The sequence below is a fragment of the Nitrosomonas sp. Nm84 genome, from assembly GCF_003201565.1.
Lineage (GTDB): Bacteria > Pseudomonadota > Gammaproteobacteria > Burkholderiales > Nitrosomonadaceae > Nitrosomonas.
Genome location: NZ_QJJP01000025.1, coordinates 1 through 19,084, shown reverse-complemented (window position 1 = coordinate 19,084; position 19,084 = coordinate 1). Strand labels below are relative to the sequence as shown.

Genomic DNA, 19,084 nt, shown 5'->3' with positions numbered 1-19,084 from the left:
GATATCACAATGAACATCCGCATATTGAAAGACAAATTTCCTCAATCAATCATTGCCGTAACGCTCGTATTGATTAATGCACCTGCCTGGTCATCGGATCATGATCCAATTAAGGAACTTACAAAACCTAAAAGCACCGTCAACTTTGGCGCAGGTTATCTGTTTAACGATAATGCCCGTTTTGGCCAATATACCGGCCTGCGCAATGAAGGGCCCTATGGTATTTTTAACGTAGACATTGTACGACGCAATGACGAAACCGGAACCTGGCTCAAACTACTGGGCCGCAATCTGGGATTACAAAATCGTGATGTTCGGTTTGAACACAATAAACAAGGCAACTGGGGCTACTTTATCGACTACAGCCAGACGCCGCGATATGAACCTTTCACTGTCAATACGGCGGTTACCGGCATCGGCACTGCCGATGTTCACGTGCCCACCTCCCCGACTTCCGGAGATCCGGCCCAACTCAAGACAGAGCGCCAATCGATTGGATTCGGCTACAATAAATTCCTACCGGGCAACCTGGAATTCCAATTGCATTTCCGCAATGAAGACAAAGATGGCGCGCGCCTGTTTGGGCGCGGCAATCGGCTCGGCGCACCGGGCCCCAGAGCTGTTGGCGGCTTTGAATTCATCCCCGAACCGATTAATTCGACCATACGCCAATTCGGCGCCTCGCTGGATTACGTCGGCAAACAGCTACAATTATCCGGCGGCTACTATGGCACCATGTATAACAACAAAAACTCGGTATTGAATGTCACAGGCGGCAGTGACGTGGGCGGCATCTATGCACCCAGCGCATTTTCCCCTATTGCATTAGCCCCTGATAATCAATCACACCAGGCATTTCTGGCGGGCGGCTACAACTTCACCCCCAGCACACGCGGCACATTCAAAGCTGCTTACACTCGCGCCACGCAAACGGATAGTTTCTCTCCCACACTATTTTCCGCACCGGGCGTTGGCGCCAATCTAGGTGGCCGCATTGATACTGCTTTGCTGCAAGCCGGGCTCACAGCCAGACCGCTTGCCAAGTTATCCATCAATACCAATTTTCGTTTTGAGGACCGCGATGATAAAACACCCGTATTACTCTATAATCCGATGGCAACCTTACTAGACTTGAATGGCAATAGTTGGCACGGGTTTAATAATCCACGTTCTTTCAGGACAATTACCAGCAAATTTGAAGCAAGCTACGCATTACCCAAAGATTTTCGCCTGATTGGCAGCATCGACCATGATCATCGGGATCGCGGCGGTTTTGCAACGAATACCAGCCATCGGCACCGCACCGATGAAATCTCTTATCGCGCTGAATTGCGCCGCTCATTATCGGAAACCATAACCGGCACCATTGCCTATATTCATAGTGATCGCTTCGGTTCCAGCTTTTTCACCAACACAACAGGCACAGGCGACCCTTTCTTCAATCTGATTGCGCCCTTCAATCTCGCGGACCGCGCGCGCGACAAGATACGCTTAATGGCTAATTGGGACCCCATTGAATCGCTATCACTGCAATTGGCCATTGATGAATCGCGCGATAACTATGGTCATCGCGCCGGCTCGGATTTAGGGCTACGGAAAGGCTCGGCACGAAACTATTCACTGGACGCCACCTATACCTTCTCCGAGGCATGGCAAGCAACCGCCTGGTTCTCCAGGAACGAAACGCATATTGACCAGACATCCAGAAATCCTATTACGGATAACGGATTCCGCGAAGTCTGGAACGCCAACCTGCAGGATATCGGTACTTCTTTTGGATTGGATATCAATGGCAAACCCACTGACAAGCTTGAAACCGGCGCAAGCTTACTCTATTCGGATTTCACAAACAAATTCAACCAGAAAGTTATTCTCGACCCGCAAATCAACACAGTGCCCAACATTTCAACGCAATATGGCAGCTTGAGATTGCATGCAAAATACGAGATGCGCAAAAACCTGGGGCTGCGACTGGATTACATCCTCGATCACTTCAAAACCAATGAGTGGACTTGGAATTGGCGCTATACCGACGGCACAAAATTAACTCAGGACACCAATCAGATGGTCAGCTTTGTTTTTCTGTCCGCTTTCTATAGTTGGCAATAGCGCCCAGCATCCATACAGAGTTACTCATATAAACGCTTGCAAAACAAGTATGCTGCTCGCGGCTTACAATTATTTCTTCCCGATTTCGCCCAGCGGAATACCCAGTGCCTGTGCGATGCCTGCACCATAGGCGGGATCAGCTTTGAGGCAGTTGCTGATATGGCGAATTTGAATTTCGCGCGGCACACTTTTGATAGAACGCGCGGTATTCTCGAATAAAGCCTGCTGCTGTGCCGGCGTCATTAAACGGAACAGCGCACCCGGCTGCGAGTAATAATCGGTATCCTCACGGTGATTCCAATGATCAGCCGCGCCCTCCAAACTCAATGGCGGCTCGGCAAAATCCGGCTGTTCCTGCCATTCACCGCTGCTATTCGGTTCGTAACTCAGTGTGCCACCGAAATTTCCATCCACACGCATGGCACCATCGCGATGGTAGCTGTGCGCCGGGCAACGCGGCGCATTTACCGGAATCAGATGATGATTCACCCCCAGGCGATAACGCTGGGCGTCACCGTATGAAAACAACCGTCCCTGCAACATCTTATCCGGCGAAAAACCGATACCGGGCACGATATTACCGGGATTAAAAGCCGACTGTTCCACTTCCGCGAAAAAGTTTTCAGGGTTGCGATTCAATTCCATGACACCGACTTCGATCAATGGATAATCCTTATGCGGCCATATCTTGGTGAGATCAAACGGGTTGTAGGGAACCTTAGCGGCATCCGCTTCCGGCATGATCTGCACGTACATCGTCCACTTAGGGAAATCGCCTTTTTCCAGGCTTTCAAACAAGTCGCGTTGATGACTTTCCCGATCTTTGCCAATCACCGCTTCAGCCTCCGCATCGGTCAGGTTGCGAGTCCCTTGTTGCGATTTCAAATGAAACTTGACCCAGCAGCGTTCATTCTTGGCGTTAATAAAACTGAAGGTATGGCTGCCAAAGCCGTGCATATGGCGATATGTGGCAGGGATGCCACGCTCGCTCATGACGATGGTAACCTGGTGTAACGCTTCCGGCAGCGATGTCCAGAAATCCCAGTTGTTTTTCGCACTGCGCATATTGGTGCGCGGATCGCGTTTCACGGCATGATTCAGATCGGGAAATTTCAATGGGTCACGCAGAAAAAATACCGGCGTATTATTACCCACCAGATCCCAATTGCCTTCCTCGGTATAAAATTTCACTGAAAAACCGCGAATATCCCGTTCCGCATCGGCTGCACCACGTTCACCGGCCACGGTAGTAAAGCGCGCAAATAAATCGGTTTTTTTACCGATCGTAGAGAAAATCTTGGCACGTGTATACTGGGTAATATCATGCGTGACCGTAAACGTTCCATACGCGCCGGAGCCTTTCGCGTGCATGCGTCGTTCAGGGATGACTTCACGGTCAAAATGTGCAAGTTTTTCAAGAAACCAAACATCCTGCAGCAGTTGCGGACCGCGTGGTCCGGCTGTCATGACGTTCTGATTGTCGACAACTGGACACCCAGCATTGGTAGTTAACTTTTTTTTGTCACTCATAGCGCACTCCTTCTCGCTGATTAAATGGTGAAGTGATTGCTGACTATTGATGCTGCAAGGTTAAATAGCCATCATCTTGAACTACTATAGCTTTTCATCAGCTGGCGGATTGTCCACTTTATCTTCAACCTGTGTTATCTGACCAGGTGCTACTTGTTTTATCTGATCAGCTGCTTGCGGGGTGCGCCGTCCGATTTTACCGATCAGCACAAAGAATAATGGCACAAAAAAGATCGCTAAAAATGTAGCTGTTAGCATTCCTCCGAATACCCCCGTTCCGATCGAGTTGCGGCTGGCTGCGCCGGCGCCGGTGGCTATAACGAGCGGTACCACCCCTAGAATAAAAGCCATCGATGTCATGATAATTGGGCGGAAACGTAATCGTGCCGCATCCAGCGCCGCATCGACCAGTGGCGCTCCTTCGGCTAACCGTTGATTGGCAAATTCGACAATCAGAATGGCGTTTTTTGCAGCCAATCCAATCAGCGTCACCAAGCCGATTTGAAAATAAACATCATTGGTCATGCCTAGCACCCAAATGGCCAAGAGCGCCCCCAATATCCCAAAGGGAATTGCCAAAATAACGGCGAATGGCACAGACCAGCTTTCATATAGCGCGGCCAATAGTAGAAATACCATCAACATAGCAAAAATGAATATGTAAATGGCTTGCCCGCTCGCCTTACGTTCTTGCAGCGTTATGCCGCTCCAATCAATGGTATAGCCTTTCGGTATCAGAACTTCATTGGCCACTTCTTCCAGTGCTGCAAGTGCTTGTCCCGAACTGTAACCTGGCGCTGCACCACCCAATACGAGCGCCGAGTTATAACCGTTAAAATGCGTCACCGGATCTGGACCACTGGTAAATTCGGTTGTTACCACGGTGTCCAGTGGAATCATGGTTTGTGTCGAACCCGAACGGGCGCGTACATAGACTTTGCTGATATCCTCCGGATTGGAACGGTATTCCGGCAAGGCTTCTGTCTGAACTCGGTAAACACGACCAAATTTTAAAAAATCATTGATATACATATTGCCGAAATAAGCCTGCATGGTATCGAACACTTCTGAAATGGGCACCCCTAAAGCTTTGGCTCGTTCCCGATCCACTTTCGCAAATAATCTGGGAGAGCTGATACGAAAATTAGTGTTGGCAACCGCGATCGCCGGATGCGCCGTTGCCTTGGCGACGAATTCCTGAGCAGCGTTGGCGAATTCGTTAAAATCTCCACCACTTGGATCTTGCAATTGCGCCGTAAAGCCGCCAGTGGTACCCAAACCTGGAATTGAAGGCGCATTGAAAGCAAGAATCAATGCTTCGGGAATTTTGGCAAATTCCTGAAAAGCAGCCGCAATAAGCCCTGGTACTTGCTCATTTGCATGTTTTCGGGTATCCCAGTGATGCAGTGGAATGAACATTGTTGCTTGATTCGTACCTCGAGTGGTGAAAACAACATTTTGCCCCGCCAGAGTGTCTGTTGAGTGAACTGCTGGATTGGAATTAAAAAAACTTTCGACCTTTTCCAATACACCAATGGTACGCGCCATGGAAGCACCATCCGGCAATTGCACAATGGTAATAAAATACCCTTGGTCTTCTTCCGGCAGGAAGCTACTTGGAATCGTCTTGAACAATCCCGCAAGCAGCGCTATTAATAGCACAAAAATGATCAGAAAGATCGCTGATCGCTTAATCACAATCCCAACCGCGCCAACATAGCGAGCTTGCATCCAATCGAAAGAGCTATTGAACATTTTCCAAAATCGATTCGTTCCGTGACTTGGTTTGAGTACGATAGCGCACAATGCCGGACTGAGTGTCAGTGCTACAAATCCAGAGATGGCTACAGATAATGCAATGGTAATGGCGAATTGCTTATACAATTGCCCGGTAATTCCGCTCAGGAAGGCAACGGGTATAAACACCGCAGCGAGTACCAAAACAATTGCAATAACCGGTCCACTGACTTCGGTCATCGCCACCTTTGCTGCTTCTTTGGGTGAAAGTCCGTTTTCGCTCATGTGTCGCTCGACATTCTCCACGACTACGATCGCATCATCGACCACGATACCGATAGCCAGAACCATACCAAAGAGCGTCAAGGTATTGATTGAGAATCCCAGTGCCTCCATACCCGCAAGCGTTCCGATTAACGAAATCGGAACCGCGACAGCGGGAATCAGAGTGGCGCGCCAGCTTTGCAAAAACAGAAAAACCACCAGAATAACTAGAAGCATCGCTTCAGCCAGCGTATGGAGTACTTCACGTATCGATACTTCAATAAATATGGTCGTGTCGTAGGGGATATCGTAAGAAACTCCTGCCGGAAAACTTGGAGCCAGTCTATCCATTTCTTCGCGTACCCGCCGGACGGTATCGAGCGCGTTTGCACCTGGCGATAGATAAGTCAACAAAAATGTATTAGGTTTTCCGTTCCATCGTCCTTCCAGGTCATATGACTGCGCACCCAACTCGATCTTTGCCACATCTTGCATGCGAACCATGGAACCGTCCGGGTAGGCACGAATGATCATGTCTTCAAATTCCTTGACGTCACTCATACGACCTTGCGTGATCACCGGAATGGTTAATTCGGTACCGCTTGCCGTCGGCTCCCGTCCGATTCTGCCAGACGGGAAATCACGATTCTGCTCACGCACAACTTCCGCAATCTCAGACGGCGTAATATTCAATTGCGCCATCCTGATGGGATCAAGGATCAAGCGCATGGAATAATTCTGTGAGCCAAATATCATCGCATCACCGACACCGGGAAGTCGTTTGACATTGTCGAGAATGCGCAATATTGCATAATTCGACAAGAAAATGGTGTCGTGTTTAGGATCGGTAGAACTTAACGCAACCACCGCCAGCAAATCCGGCGAGGTCTTTTTCACGGTAATACCTTGACGAATGACTTCATCGGGTAATTGCGGTTCGGCAAGACGTTGCCGGTTCTGAGTCTGGACTTGTGCGATATCTACATCGGTGCCAATCTCGAACGTAAGCTTCATGGTCATATGACCATCGTTCGTACTGGTCGATTCGTAATATAGTAGATTATCGATACCCGGCAATTGCACTTCAATAGGACGTGCTACCGTATCCGCCACTACTTCTGCACTAGCACCCGGATAATCGGCCTCGATTTGCACCATGGGCGGTACAATCTGAGGGAACTGCGCAACCGGTAGGTTGTTCAAGGAAACCAGTCCGACAACAACAATGATAATGGATAAAACCGAGGAAAAAATGGGGCGGTCAATAAAGAAATTTGAGTTCATGTTGCATCCCGCGCAGTGTTTTCACCAGTTGAAGATGGCGATGAGGCTTTTTCCTGCTGATAAGGAATAGCATTTACTTCAACACCAGGCAGGATACGGAAAAAGCCTTCCACCACTATGCGATCTCCTGCCTGCAAACCTTCCTCGACCAACCATTCTTTACCATGCCACGTACTGGCCCGAATCGTCCGAAGCTGCGCTTTATTTTGCCCATCAATGACATACACGAATGAGCCGCTAGATCCATGTTGTACCGCACGTTGTGGAATCAAGATGGCACCGGTGCGGGTAAATCCCTTGAGACGAATTTTTACAAACTGTCCAGGGAAAAAATTTGTGTTTCCAGGAGATAAGTTTCCTTGTGGATTAGGAAATGTAAATCGCCCCTGTAAAGTGCCTGTTTCAGGCCGTATCATGACATCTGCAAAATCAAGCAATCCTTCATGAGGGTAGATGCTACCATCCGAAAAAGTGATGATGCCACGCAATTGGAAAATATCGGGACGGTGAACTTTTTGCTCGGCTAGCTCACGTTGACGACGTAAAATATAGCTTTCAGGTACGCTGACATTGACATACATCGGATCCAGTTGGTCAATGGTAGTCAGCAATGTTGTTTGTGCTGAGACTAACCGCCCCTCATAAAACTGACTGCGCCCAATACGGCCATTGACTGGTGCAATAATCTCCGTATTGTCCAAGTCGAATTTAGCTTTGATCACTTCATTATTCGCAGCCTCAAGTGCTGCTCCGGCAGATAATACTTCGGCTTGAGCATCATCTACATTCTTTTTGCTGACAGCTTGTTGCTCAAGCAACGGACGGACACGCGCCAAATCCTGCTTGGCTTGGGTCAGGCGTGCCTTTGCCTGATCCACTCTTGCTTTACTACTGAGATACACAGCGCGAAAAGGAACAGGATCGATTAAATATAATTTATCGCCTTTTTTTACATTGCGGCCTTCAGTAAAGGATATTTTCTTGATAATCCCGCTAACTTGCGGGCGGATTTCTACCGGTCTGAATGCTTCGGCTTGACCAATAAAATCAGTTTCATCGGGAATCACTTGCGATGTTACAGTGATGACTTCAACCTCAGGAGGTGGAGCTTGTGGCGCCGGAGATTTCCCCGAACAACCCACTAATAGTGTTATATAAAGCCCGATGCAGGTATAACAAACCGGCAAAAATAGGTTGGCATAGGCGCCGCAAATAGTTTTTTTTGTCATGGGATACAAATCGCCAGAAATTAAATTGGAATCAGCTGATTTAAAGGAATAGCATCGATAACTCGAATCGTAGACTGAGAAGTTAAAACTAACATTTTCTAGTTGGATACAAAATTAGCTACCATATTTTTTTACCCAGAAAACATAACGATCAATCCAATTTTGCATCAGTTTTTTGCTGCTTTCACCAAGATCTCCGTTAGAATCAAACATTCCATCACGTAATTGTAAAAACGCTTCAGGCTGTCCCATGGTTGGCACATCTAAATACGCCAGAATATTGCGCAGATGTTGTTGTGCCATTGCAGTACCACTGCTGCCTATGGAAACTCCTAATATACCGGCCGGTTTACCACTCCATGCATTTTCTCCATAAGGACGTGAGGCGTGATCGAGTACATTCTTGAGTACTCCTGGTATGGAACGATTGTATTCTGGTGTTACAAATATCAAACCATTGGCGGCAGAAATTTCGGTTTTTAATCGCTTCACTGAGTCCGCTGGGGTTACATCATCATCCTGATTATAGAGCGGTAAATCGCCAATTGATACTTGCTTGCATGAAAATTCTACGGGTGTCAGTTTTGCAATGGCGGTTGCAAGGTTACGGTTATAGGAATCTTTCCGTAAACTGCCAACAATGATTGCGATTTGATAGTGCGCCATACTAATCTCCTTATTGCGATATCATTTTAGGATCAGCAACTCGTTCAAAAGTGCGCCTGTCCTCAATGCTATTAACACTCACCGGAACCGCAGAAGATGAGTTTTCGGGTAACCACCCTCCCCCTAATGCTCTATAAAGCTGCACAATGGAAACCAGATGAAAGCGTTGTGTAGCGCTTAGAGAAAATTCCGCATCGAATAAATTTCGTTTGGCAAGTAATACGTCCACATAGCTCGTAATACCCCCTTTATAACGCAGATCTGCAATATACAGCGCTGAATGCAAGGCATCGACTTGCTTTTTACGTGCTATCAGTTGGCTTTTTACCGTTTGAATGGCGATTAGCGCATCTTCTACTTCTTTGAATGCAACCAAAATAGCTTGTTCATATTGTGCCAAAGCCTGCCGTGCTCTCGCTTCTGCGGCGCGTTGCTCAAAACCGAGACTAGTGGCGTTTAATATTGGGACGGCCAGACCTAAACCACCCACACCAAACTGGCTGTTAGACATTAATAAATTAGAAATTGCTGGACTCGCAACACCTAATAACCCAGTAACCGAAAACTTTGGGAAACGCCCTGCTTTGGCTACGCCGATTCTTGCTGTGGATGCCGCTAGTGTTTGCTCGGCTTGCAGGATATCCGGGCGACGTTGTAACAATTCGGAGGGAATGCCCGCGGGCACTTCAACTAAGACGGTCTGTTCTATCAAAGAATGTCCCTGTGGAATAGTATGCGGATTTTCTCCCAGTAGAACGCTCAATTCATTCTCTTTCTGCGTCAACTGTCGTTCGATCTCAGCTACTCGAGCTGCGGCATTCGAATATTCTGCATCAAATTGATCGAGATCCAATCGAGAGATAATACCCCCTTCCAATTGCGCACGAGAAATATCAACAGATTCTTTCCAGGAAGCTAATGCGCGATGCGCTATTTCAAGTTGAGTTTGAAATTGCAACAGATCAAAATATGACTGCGCAACATTGCTGATTAACAACAAAACGATTCCACGGCGATATTCTTCACGTGCCATCAAGTCTGCCCGAGCAGCCTCATTCGAACGGCGAATCCGACCCCACAGATCAATTTCCCAATTCATGGTAGTCATCCCATAATAACTATAGGGGGTTGGAAAAGCGGGGCGCGAAAATCCACCCATGTCACCCATAAAAGGTCCATATGCGCTTGCGTCTAAGTTGGGCACAAAATCCATGAATGCGGTTTTTAAGCGGGCTTGCATTTCCTCGATGCTGGCCTCGGCTTGCTTAAGTTCCTTATTGCCTAATAGCGCTTGATTGATGAGTCGTTGTAAATTTTCATCCTGAAATACATCCCACCATGCGATGGTGGCGATAGATTCCCCTTCTGCATGCGGAATGCGAAATTTCTCGGCAACTTCGATTTTAGGACGCAGATAGTCCGGCCCCATCGCACAACCGGCTAGCAACACACTCAAAAACAATACCAATCGGCGCATCAGACGGTCACGCCAATGACTCTTTCTGGATGAATGGACTCTCAACGGCGCTGCATCAGACTTAACAGACTGTTGAAAAACTATCTGCATTGCTGTTTCACCGGTGTTAAAAACGGGCTCAAGACGTGCATTGATCACACATAAACTGTGATTTCTCGTTTGTTTCTGTTTTCTACCGACCACCTTAAAAACGTTTTTCAATGGCCTGCTAATATATGACATATTAATCGCGCTCACCCATTCAAAATACCAACCTCAATCAGCCCATCATCTTATGACAGTTGTTATGTGGAAATATGATTTATTTTTCTAATGCCGGAAGAATAAAGGAATCGAGAATACCATACTTATTTGCAGACCCTACTCACACCGTCCATTCCACTTCATATAAAAACATGATCAATAATAACATATTCAACATGTTACGCCAGAACTGGCATGAAAATTTAAAGAATAACACAACCCATTATGTAGGACAATACCGATGCTAATCTCTTCCACTTTTATGTTTTAGCTTAATTATTCCCTTAAAGTTGTTCCCTTGTAGGGATAAGACATATCAAACACCCACGTTGATGCGATGTGTTTGTTCATGCCTGTTAATTAAGCTTCACGGCCTGCCAGTTTTTCTAAAACGAGATTCAATAAAGCACCCCGCCGCAAGCAGCGAGGTGTTATCAGTCGCCATACTGTCTAGAAACATAGAGATAGCCACCGACTGCCCCCATAATCACGCCTAGTGGCGCAGCGATGAATAGCCCAATCAATGGCCCTTGACTGGTATCCTTAGCAAACACCATGGGACCAAAAAAGCCAATCACAAAGCATAGTCCGCCGAGCATCAGCGCACCGCTGACGACTGCAATCCCGACACTCATTTTCTCTCCGGCAACCAGTTTCCATGCAGACCGACCTACCAGTACTGCACAAACTAGCGAAAAAATCGCGCATAACCAAGTTGGATAACTGGTCGTGATCGACAAAATCGTGCTCATCGCCAGCGTAACAATCAAAAACATCAAGAAAGATACCAGCGGTTTAAGTAGTTGAATCATTGTGAATCATTCTCATAATTAATGGTCATTTAATAATTCGGTATTGTAAACTATCTATAACCACAAGAACGATGACTCGTGGGATGGCTCACTAAGGTTACTGATACCATGAACACATTTGACGCACAACGACGCAGGTTATTGCAATACGGTTTTATTGGATTAAGCGCGTTTTTTGGTAACACACTGTTACCCAATCCCATCCAAGCGGCCTCTTTGTCGCTAGCATCATTAGGTGAGCTTCTGCCGCCCGATCCAAACGGCGTGCGTTTGCCCGCAGGATTTACCTCCCGTATCGTGGCGCAATCCGGTCAAACGCTTTTTGGCTATCGTTGGCATGCGGCTCCAGATGGCGGAGCTATCTTTGCCACCGCAGAGGGCGGATGGATTTATGTTTCGAATAGCGAGATCGACAATAAAACAGGCGGTGTAGGTGCGCTACGGTTCAGTCGCCAAGGAGAAATCATTGATGCCTATAGTATTTTGAGTCATACCAATCGCAACTGTGCAGGCGGGCAGACGCCGTGGCAAACCTGGCTATCGTGCGAGGAAATTGAAAAAGGCCGGGTGTGGGAATGTGATCCGTTTGGTCAGAAAGCGGCGCAAATGAGAAACGCGCTGGGGCTATTCAGGCATGAAGCAGTGGCGGTCGATACGCAAAGAAAACAGCTGTATCTCACTGAAGATGAGTCGGATGGATGCCTGTACCGTTATACCGCACATGCATTGGATGCCGCAGGCAATCCCGATTTGAACACCGGAGTTTTAGAAGTCGCTGAAGTCATTGATGGAAGTATCGGTGAAGTACGTTGGCACCCTCTCCCCGATCCACTGGCAACCACGACACCGACGCGCAAACAGATCGCCCATTGCACTCGGTTTAATGGCGGAGAAGGCATTTGGTATCACCAGGATGTTGTTTACTTTGCGACCAAAGGCGATGATCGCGTATGGGCATATCATGTTCGCTATCGTCATCTCATGATTATTTACAATGCAGCATTATTTTTACGGCCTGTACTCACGGGTGTTGACAATATCACCGGCAATGCGGCGGGTGAATTGCTGGTAACCGAAGATAAAGGCAACATGCAGATCGTTGCCTTGACCGTGGATAAGATTGCTCCGGTGTTACAAGTCATCGGTCATGATAATTCGGAAATCACCGGGCCGGCCTTCAGTCCCGATGGCTCGCGCTTATATTTCAGCTCACAGCGCGGCAAAACCGGGTTGGCTGAAGACGGCGTGATATTCGAAATAACCGGACCGTTCTGAACATCGAAAGCAGGCGCTTCTTTATTCCAGTTAACCATTCGCTAATGACAAGCGTATCTTGATGTACTTGATAAATCAGCACAGCGGACCCATTTGAACGCAAATACATAGCAGATTTAATGTTCGCAAATAAGCTTCACGATCCGATTTAAAGCCATCATAATATTGATGTGACAGCGTGACAAACAGGGAGAATCGATTTGGAATTCAAGGACTATTACCAGACACTTGGCGTTTCACGCGATGCAACGGCAGAAGAAATCAAAAAAGCATTTCGCCGTTCAGCGCGTAAGTATCACCCGGATGTTTCCAAGGAAACCGACGCCGAGCACAAAATGAAAGAAGTGAATGAAGCGTATACAGTGCTTTCCGATCCGGAAAAACGCGCGGCTTATGATCAACTGGGACAACGAGGATTTCAGGCGGGTAGCGATTTTCAACCGCCACCTGGCTGGGACGCAGGTTTTGAATTCAGCGGACAGGGATTTAGCGGCGCCCAGACTGCAGATTTCAGTGATTTCTTTGCAGAATTATTCGGCAAACAAATGGGCGGAGGTGCCCGGCAGGCTCACCATCGCATGCGCGGCGAAGACCATCACGCCAAAATCATGCTCGACTTGGAAGATACTTATCACGGCGCAACCCGCAGCCTGACATTGCGCATGCCCAAACTCGACGACCAAGGACGCACTGTGCTCGCCGAACGTACACTAAACGTCCGCATTCCCAAAGGCGTTCATGCCGGACAGGTAATCCGGTTGGCCGGACAGGGTGGCCCAGGCCATGCTGGAGAGGCCGCCGGAGACTTGTTCCTGGAAGTTCACTTCAAACCGCACGGCCGTTATCGGATTGAAAACAAAGATGTCTATGCCGCACTGCCGATCGCGCCCTGGGAAGCTGCGCTGGGTGCTACAGTTAAAATACCAGTGCCGGACGGCCTGGTGGAAGTGCGAGTGCCGGAAAATTCCCAATCAGGCCGCAAGCTGCGATTAAAAGGACGCGGCATCCCTGCCGCCAATCCCGGCGACCTGTATCTGGTGCTGGAAGTTGTGCTACCACCTGTTACCACATCCAAAGAACGCGAGTTCTACCAAACCATGGCGCAGGAATTAGCGTTCAATCCGCGCCAACATCTCGGAGTCTGAGCCATGTCGCACGAAATTGATGTCATTTTACTTGAGGATACCAGGCTCAGTCTGGATGAGCTGGCAAGAAGCTGTCAGGTCAGCCGTGAATGGGTGATTGAGCGCGTTCAATGGGGCCTGTTGCTGAATGAAGATCCACGCACTGCTGATCCTGCCTCATGGCTATTCGATAGTCGTAGCTTCATTCGTGTCAAAAGAATCATCACGGTTGAAAGAAATTTCGAATGCAATCCGGAATTGGCTGGCTTGGTTGCCGATATGATCGAAGAAATTGAGCTACTGCGCACCCGCCTGAAAGCAACTAAACTGGATGAAGATTAGGAAAATGCTTGTAAGGCGCCTCTAAATAATCCACATTTTGTCATTCCAAACCCAAACGACAGCGAGGAATCTCTCTGGAGTTAACGATAGATTTTTCGCTATGCTCGAAATGACCGTTATTTAGAAGGCTCCTTAATACAAATAAAAAGGAAAAACCGCTCATGTCTTTACATATCGTGTGCCCACACTGCCATGCCACCAATCGCGTACCGACTGATCGCCTCGATGCCTCGCCCCAATGCGGCGCTTGCCATCAGACATTGTTTACCGCGCAACCGATTGAGCTCGCTGAAAGCAACTTCAATCGGCACATTGCCAACAATAATATTTCGATACTGGTCGACTTCTGGGCGCCGTGGTGCGGTCCATGCCGCATGATGGCACCGGCATTTGCCAAAGCAGCCGCCACACTGGAACCGGCGATGCGTCTGGTTAAAGTTAATACGGAAGAAGAACAGGGACTGGCCGCTCGTTACAACATTCGCAGCATCCCGACTTTGGTACTATTTAACGGTGGCCGGGAAATTGCTCGGCAATCAGGCGCCATGAGTGAACACGATCTGGTGCGATGGGCACAGACAGCAAATAAATAACCGCAATGGTCAATATCAACAAAAAATAAAGGAGCTAACATTCATGCCCAATAACGGATTTCTACCCCGTTTAATCTGGATTTCATTGTCGGTGGTATTGTTGACGCTGTTTCTGCACAGTTTCCTGTATCACTACTTTCCGGATGCGCTTCACCCGGATTACTTTACCGGCAAAGACAAGGAAAATACCGAACCGCGGGTAGTCCAGGCACGTGGCAATCTGGCTGAAGACGAAAAAAGCACCATTGAGTTATTTGAAAATTCACGCGACTCAGTCGTGTTTATCACCACTCGTCAGCGCGTCATGGATGCATGGACGCGCAATATTTTTTCCGTCCCGAGCGGTAACGGCTCAGGTTTTATCTGGGATGATCATGGGCATATCATTACCAATTTTCATGTCATTAAAGGCGCCAGCGAGGCCATTGTGCGCCTGGCCGACGGACGCGATTATAAGGCATCCCTGGTCGGCGCCAGCCCGGCACATGATATTGCCGTGCTAAGGATCGGTGTCGGCTTCCAACGGCCGACCCCCGTTCCACTCGGCAGCAGCCATGATCTCAAGGTAGGTCAGAAAGTATTCGCCATCGGCAACCCTTTCGGTCTGGACTGGACACTGACAACCGGTATCATTTCAGCGCTGGATAGAGCGCTGCCCAGCGGCGACGGACGCACCATCGACAACTTGATCCAAACCGATGCTGCTATCAATCCGGGCAATTCCGGCGGCCCATTATTGGATTCCGCAGGCCGTCTGATCGGCATCAATACCGCCATTTACAGCCCCAGCGGCGCCAGTGCCGGCATTGGTTTTGCCGTACCCGTCGACACCGTCAATCGTGTTGTGCCCCAGGTTATCAGCCGAGGCAAATATATTCGCCCGGCGATGGGCATTACCGTCGATGGAAAACTCAATAGCCGCCTGACAGAACGCTTGAAAATAGCCGGTGTCGTGATATTGAGTATCAGTCCTGGATCAGCAGCCGATTCAGCCGGCCTCAAAGGCGCAACACTCACGCCGGAAGGTAACATCATCGCAAACGACATTATCATTGCCGTTGAAGGAAAATCCATTGATTCAGTGGATAAATTGCTTGCACGCATCGATAGTTATAAAGTTGGCGATACCGTTAAGATCACCGTGCTGCGGAAAGGTGAGACAGTTGAGGTGCCGGTTACGTTGCAACCCGGTGAGTGAATCAGACAGTCCCCTGCATCGTCGGGGGATTGTCTGAGTCAGTTAAGCGCTAACAGGCCGTTGAAAAACGTATTCGAGGCAGCCGATGCAAGGCAAGAACGGGCGAGAAAGCGCAGTTTATGCTTAATAAATGAGCATTTTGAGCCTGTTTTTAACACCGCAGCGGCTACGCAGATAGTTTTTCAGCGACCTACTAACAATAATACAATGTTAGTTTTCTACTAATATTCCCCACCTTTACTTCGGTCAACATCCACTGCCGTCACCAAGCTGCCACGATTTCCCCAGGCATTGCGGATATACGACACCACGAGTGCTGCTTCTTCATTACGCAAAATCTGCTGGAACGGTGGCATTCCATAGGGCCGGGGATTTTCCGTCGTTGTGGCTGGATAGCCACCATTCAACACACTGCGAATGGCGTTCAATGGCGACTTCATCGTCACACTGCGATTACCAGCCAGCGCAGGGTAAATGCCCGGCATGCCTTTGCCGTCAGCGCCATGACATGTTTGGCAATATTTTTCATACAATTGCCCACCCAAATCTAAATGTTTCCGTAAGCTACCCGACATCACCGAGAAACTGACACCAGGTGCATTACCGCTTTCATTTTCTGTAAGTGATTTTAGATACACTGCCATGGCGTGAATATCCTCTTGCGATACATATTGCAGGCTTTGTCTTATGACAGTGGCCATGGGACCTGAAGCTACAGCGCGTTTTGTTATGCCCGTTTTTAGCAATGCAACGATTTCTTCGATAGCCCAATCGCCCACACCCGCTTCCAATTGCGAAGACAGGGATGGCGCATACCAATTCATACCCATGATTTGTCCTCCCGTCAGCGCATCGTCCTGACTGGCGCCTAATACATTACGAGTGCTATGGCAGGCATTACAATGACCTAATCCCTGCACCAGATAAGCGCCACGATTCCAGACTTCACTCTGGGATTGGTTCGGTTCATAAACGCCTGCCTTAAAATACAATGCGCGCCAGATGGCTAGCAATGGTTGGAAGTTATAGGGGAAGGAGATATCATGCGGCGGGTTGGATTGCGAAACAGCCGGTAGCGATTGCAGATAAGCAAAAATTGCATTGGCATCTTGCCGCGTTACCTTAGTATATTCGGTATAGGGAAAAGCAGGATAAAGCAGCCGCCCATCACGCGACTTGCCCTGATGCAGCGCTTGCCAAAAATCTTCCTCACTCCAAAGGCCAACTCCCGTTTCTTTGTCGGGCGTAATATTGGGTGTCACAAAAATACCGAATGATGTCGACAAGCGACGTCCACCCGCAAACGGCTGACCACTTTTAGTCGTATGGCATCCCATGCAATTGCCAACGCGGGCCAAATAAGCGCCATGCACTACTTGTTGCGTTCCGGTGGGGTGTTTAGGTTCGTCAGCAACCGTATCTGCAGCAAATACGATCCCCCCCCACAACAAAGCAGCGCATATCCAGCTACTGGCCATGAGTATCATCGTTAGACGCCTCATTTCTCACCTCCGTTTTCCAGAATGGTTTGGCTGCAACGATGTGCCAGTTCAGATGAAAGCACATTGAATGGACTGGGTTTTCCTGAAACAGATTGACTCGCCAGCCATTTCGCAATTGCATTGGCTTCTTCGTCAGTCAACTGCTGCGCAATCTCAGACATGCAATTCGCTGCCTGACCCCGCATAATGCCTCCGTTGCGCCATCCGCCGAGCTGTGCCGTAATATACGCGCGAGACAATCCTAGCAAACCCGGAATAGCAGGCTCCACGCCCATTAAAATATCGCCATGACAGGCGCTGCATGCCGGAATATCCTTCTCTGGCTTCCCCGAATAGATAAGCCGTTCTGCCAGCTTGATTTCTTCGGGTTGCATATGAATCTGCTCAGGTGCAGGATAGGGCAACTGTAGCGCAGAAAAATATTGAGCTATTTCCAACAAGTACTCGTCTGTCATATTCTCCAGCAGAGTGGCCATCGGCTGATAATAGCGCCGAGCATCCCTGAAATCGCGTAACTGATTAAACAAATACCCCTGGGGTTTACCTGCTATGCGAGGATAATAGGCATCGCGCCCTACTTTATCCTCAGCGCCATGACAAATGATACAAGCCTTAACACGCTCGGCCATCGTATCAGGCACTTTAACCGGTGTGCCGCCATGAGCATTTGCCACACCAGTGATATAGAAAAATACCAATAGAATAAAGCAGCGCATCATTTAAAATTTCCTTGTCTAAATTATCAAAAACGGATGTTGTATTGGACATAGAAAAGGTCAGGCGAGATTCCCGGGACTTGTTTTTTCAGGAAATCGCCACTCCACATTTTTGAATAGCCAACCAATACATCTTGATGACGGTTCACATGCAGGTTTAGCCGGAAATCTACTTCGTCCCCGATATGGCTACCTGATTCACCTGTAATGTCTCTGAGTGTGGCCACGCCAGCCGCGTTATATAAATAATCACGATTATTCGCCAGATAGAATCGATGGTACTGGGAGATAAAGGTAATCCATGGCATGGGGTTCAAGGTAATTTGCGCATTGATATCATGCATATTTTGGCGCCCAACCCGATCCAGGAAACCTAAATAATAATGACCGAATGGAAAAAGTTGATTGAATGTATTGCTTCTGCCATCGGTAGAGCTGCCATCGCCGGAAGCAAAATCATAACGTATCCAGCCTTGCGGATTCATCGGCAGTGGTAAACGATAGCCTACACCAGTAGCCACGGCAAAGGCGGAAATATCCAGATTGGAGCGTCGCCCGAATTGATACATACCTTCCAATTCATAAAGAAGGTTGTCAAAATTCCCGGCAAAGCGGCCACCCAATGTATGAACATGGGAATCACCCTGCAGAATGTTTCCTCGCGCTACATTGGCTGGCGTAAGATTCCGATCGTTTTCCAGACTGAGGAAATAGAGATCGATTAAGTGGCCGGGTTTCGGTTTGTGTGTAGCCCATAAGCCAAAGAAATTCTGTTGTGTATCCCAATTATCAAAATTACCTTTTTCAGTAATCATCGGACGTACCCAGAATGCATCAACATCCCACTCCGGTGTGCGCCAGAAGCTTTTGACCCCTTGAAAGGTTCTACGGGTATTGACCCAATCCAAAGTGGAAATCAATCTTTGTGAACCATATAGCAACTCTTGCCGCCCTACGCGAACATAAACGGGACCATTATTCAC

Annotated in this window: 15 protein-coding genes; 6 read left to right on the top strand and 9 right to left on the bottom strand. The window is 48.3% G+C overall.

All coding sequences use genetic code 11. The annotated features are described in order from the left end of the window. The first annotated feature begins 9 nt into the window (after positions 1-9). Positions 10-2,109, top strand: coding sequence for an MtrB/PioB family decaheme-associated outer membrane protein (locus tag C8R34_RS12120; protein WP_110341050.1), 2,100 nt, complete (start codon positions 10-12; stop codon positions 2,107-2,109). 69 nt (positions 2,110-2,178) lie between these two features. On the opposite strand, the gene C8R34_RS12115 is transcribed toward C8R34_RS12120, so the two are convergent. The 6 genes from C8R34_RS12115 to C8R34_RS12090 all read right to left on the bottom strand — a co-directional run bounded on the left by C8R34_RS12115 (position 2,179) and on the right by C8R34_RS12090 (position 11,351). Beyond that, on the bottom strand, positions 2,179-3,639 hold the full coding sequence (locus C8R34_RS12115) for a catalase (RefSeq protein WP_110341048.1): 1,461 nt from the start codon (positions 3,637-3,639) through the stop codon (positions 2,179-2,181). An 84-nt stretch (positions 3,640-3,723) separates the two neighbouring features. Then, positions 3,724-6,924, bottom strand: coding sequence for a multidrug efflux RND transporter permease subunit (locus C8R34_RS12110; protein ID WP_110341046.1), 3,201 nt, complete (start codon positions 6,922-6,924; stop codon positions 3,724-3,726). Next, positions 6,921-8,153 carry an efflux RND transporter periplasmic adaptor subunit gene (locus C8R34_RS12105; protein WP_110341044.1) on the bottom strand — a complete coding sequence of 411 codons (1,233 nt, stop codon included), beginning with the start codon at positions 8,151-8,153 and terminating at the stop codon, positions 6,921-6,923. Before C8R34_RS12105 ends, C8R34_RS12110 begins: the two co-directional genes overlap by 4 nt. A gap of 114 nt (positions 8,154-8,267) precedes the next feature. Continuing rightward, positions 8,268-8,819 carry an NADPH-dependent FMN reductase gene (locus tag C8R34_RS12100; protein ID WP_110341042.1) on the bottom strand — a complete coding sequence of 184 codons (552 nt, stop codon included), beginning with the start codon at positions 8,817-8,819 and terminating at the stop codon, positions 8,268-8,270. 10 nt (positions 8,820-8,829) lie between these two features. Next, on the bottom strand, positions 8,830-10,497 hold the full coding sequence (locus C8R34_RS12095) for an efflux transporter outer membrane subunit (protein WP_258364486.1): 1,668 nt from the start codon (positions 10,495-10,497) through the stop codon (positions 8,830-8,832). 476 nt (positions 10,498-10,973) lie between these two features. Then, entirely contained in the window at positions 10,974-11,351 is a 378-nt protein-coding gene (locus C8R34_RS12090; protein WP_110341040.1) for a multidrug ABC transporter permease, read from the bottom strand. Between the two features lie 108 nt (positions 11,352-11,459). Between C8R34_RS12090 and C8R34_RS12085 the strand changes: the two genes are divergently transcribed. From C8R34_RS12085 to C8R34_RS12065, 5 genes are all read left to right on the top strand, one after another. After that, entirely contained in the window at positions 11,460-12,626 is a 1,167-nt protein-coding gene (locus C8R34_RS12085) for an alkaline phosphatase PhoX (RefSeq protein ID WP_110341038.1), read from the top strand. 200 nt (positions 12,627-12,826) lie between these two features. Continuing rightward, a complete protein-coding gene (locus C8R34_RS12080; protein ID WP_110341036.1) occupies positions 12,827-13,771 on the top strand; it encodes a DnaJ C-terminal domain-containing protein in 945 nt (314 codons plus the stop codon). A 3-nt stretch (positions 13,772-13,774) separates the two neighbouring features. Next, the gene (locus C8R34_RS12075) at positions 13,775-14,092 is read left to right on the top strand and encodes a chaperone modulator CbpM (protein WP_110341034.1); all 318 of its coding nucleotides are present in this window, start codon (positions 13,775-13,777) and stop codon (positions 14,090-14,092) included. A 161-nt stretch (positions 14,093-14,253) separates the two neighbouring features. After that, positions 14,254-14,685 carry a thioredoxin TrxC gene (trxC, locus tag C8R34_RS12070; protein ID WP_110341032.1) on the top strand — a complete coding sequence of 144 codons (432 nt, stop codon included), beginning with the start codon at positions 14,254-14,256 and terminating at the stop codon, positions 14,683-14,685. Positions 14,686-14,728: 43 nt separating this feature from the next. Next, complete coding sequence (locus tag C8R34_RS12065) at positions 14,729-15,883, top strand: S1C family serine protease (protein ID WP_110341030.1); 1,155 nt, start codon at positions 14,729-14,731, stop codon at positions 15,881-15,883. Between the two features lie 221 nt (positions 15,884-16,104). Here the strand turns inward: C8R34_RS12065 and C8R34_RS12060 are convergent, their stop codons facing one another. From C8R34_RS12060 to C8R34_RS12050, 3 genes are all read right to left on the bottom strand, one after another. After that, on the bottom strand, positions 16,105-17,385 hold the full coding sequence (locus C8R34_RS12060) for a cytochrome c (RefSeq protein WP_110341028.1): 1,281 nt from the start codon (positions 17,383-17,385) through the stop codon (positions 16,105-16,107). Continuing rightward, on the bottom strand, positions 17,382-18,104 hold the full coding sequence (locus C8R34_RS12055) for a c-type cytochrome (protein WP_110341027.1): 723 nt from the start codon (positions 18,102-18,104) through the stop codon (positions 17,382-17,384). The genes C8R34_RS12060 and C8R34_RS12055 overlap by 4 nt, the downstream gene beginning before the upstream one ends. Positions 18,105-18,127: 23 nt before the next feature. After that, on the bottom strand, positions 18,128-19,084 hold a 957-nt coding region (locus C8R34_RS12050), incomplete at its 5' end, for an alginate export family protein (RefSeq protein ID WP_181415501.1).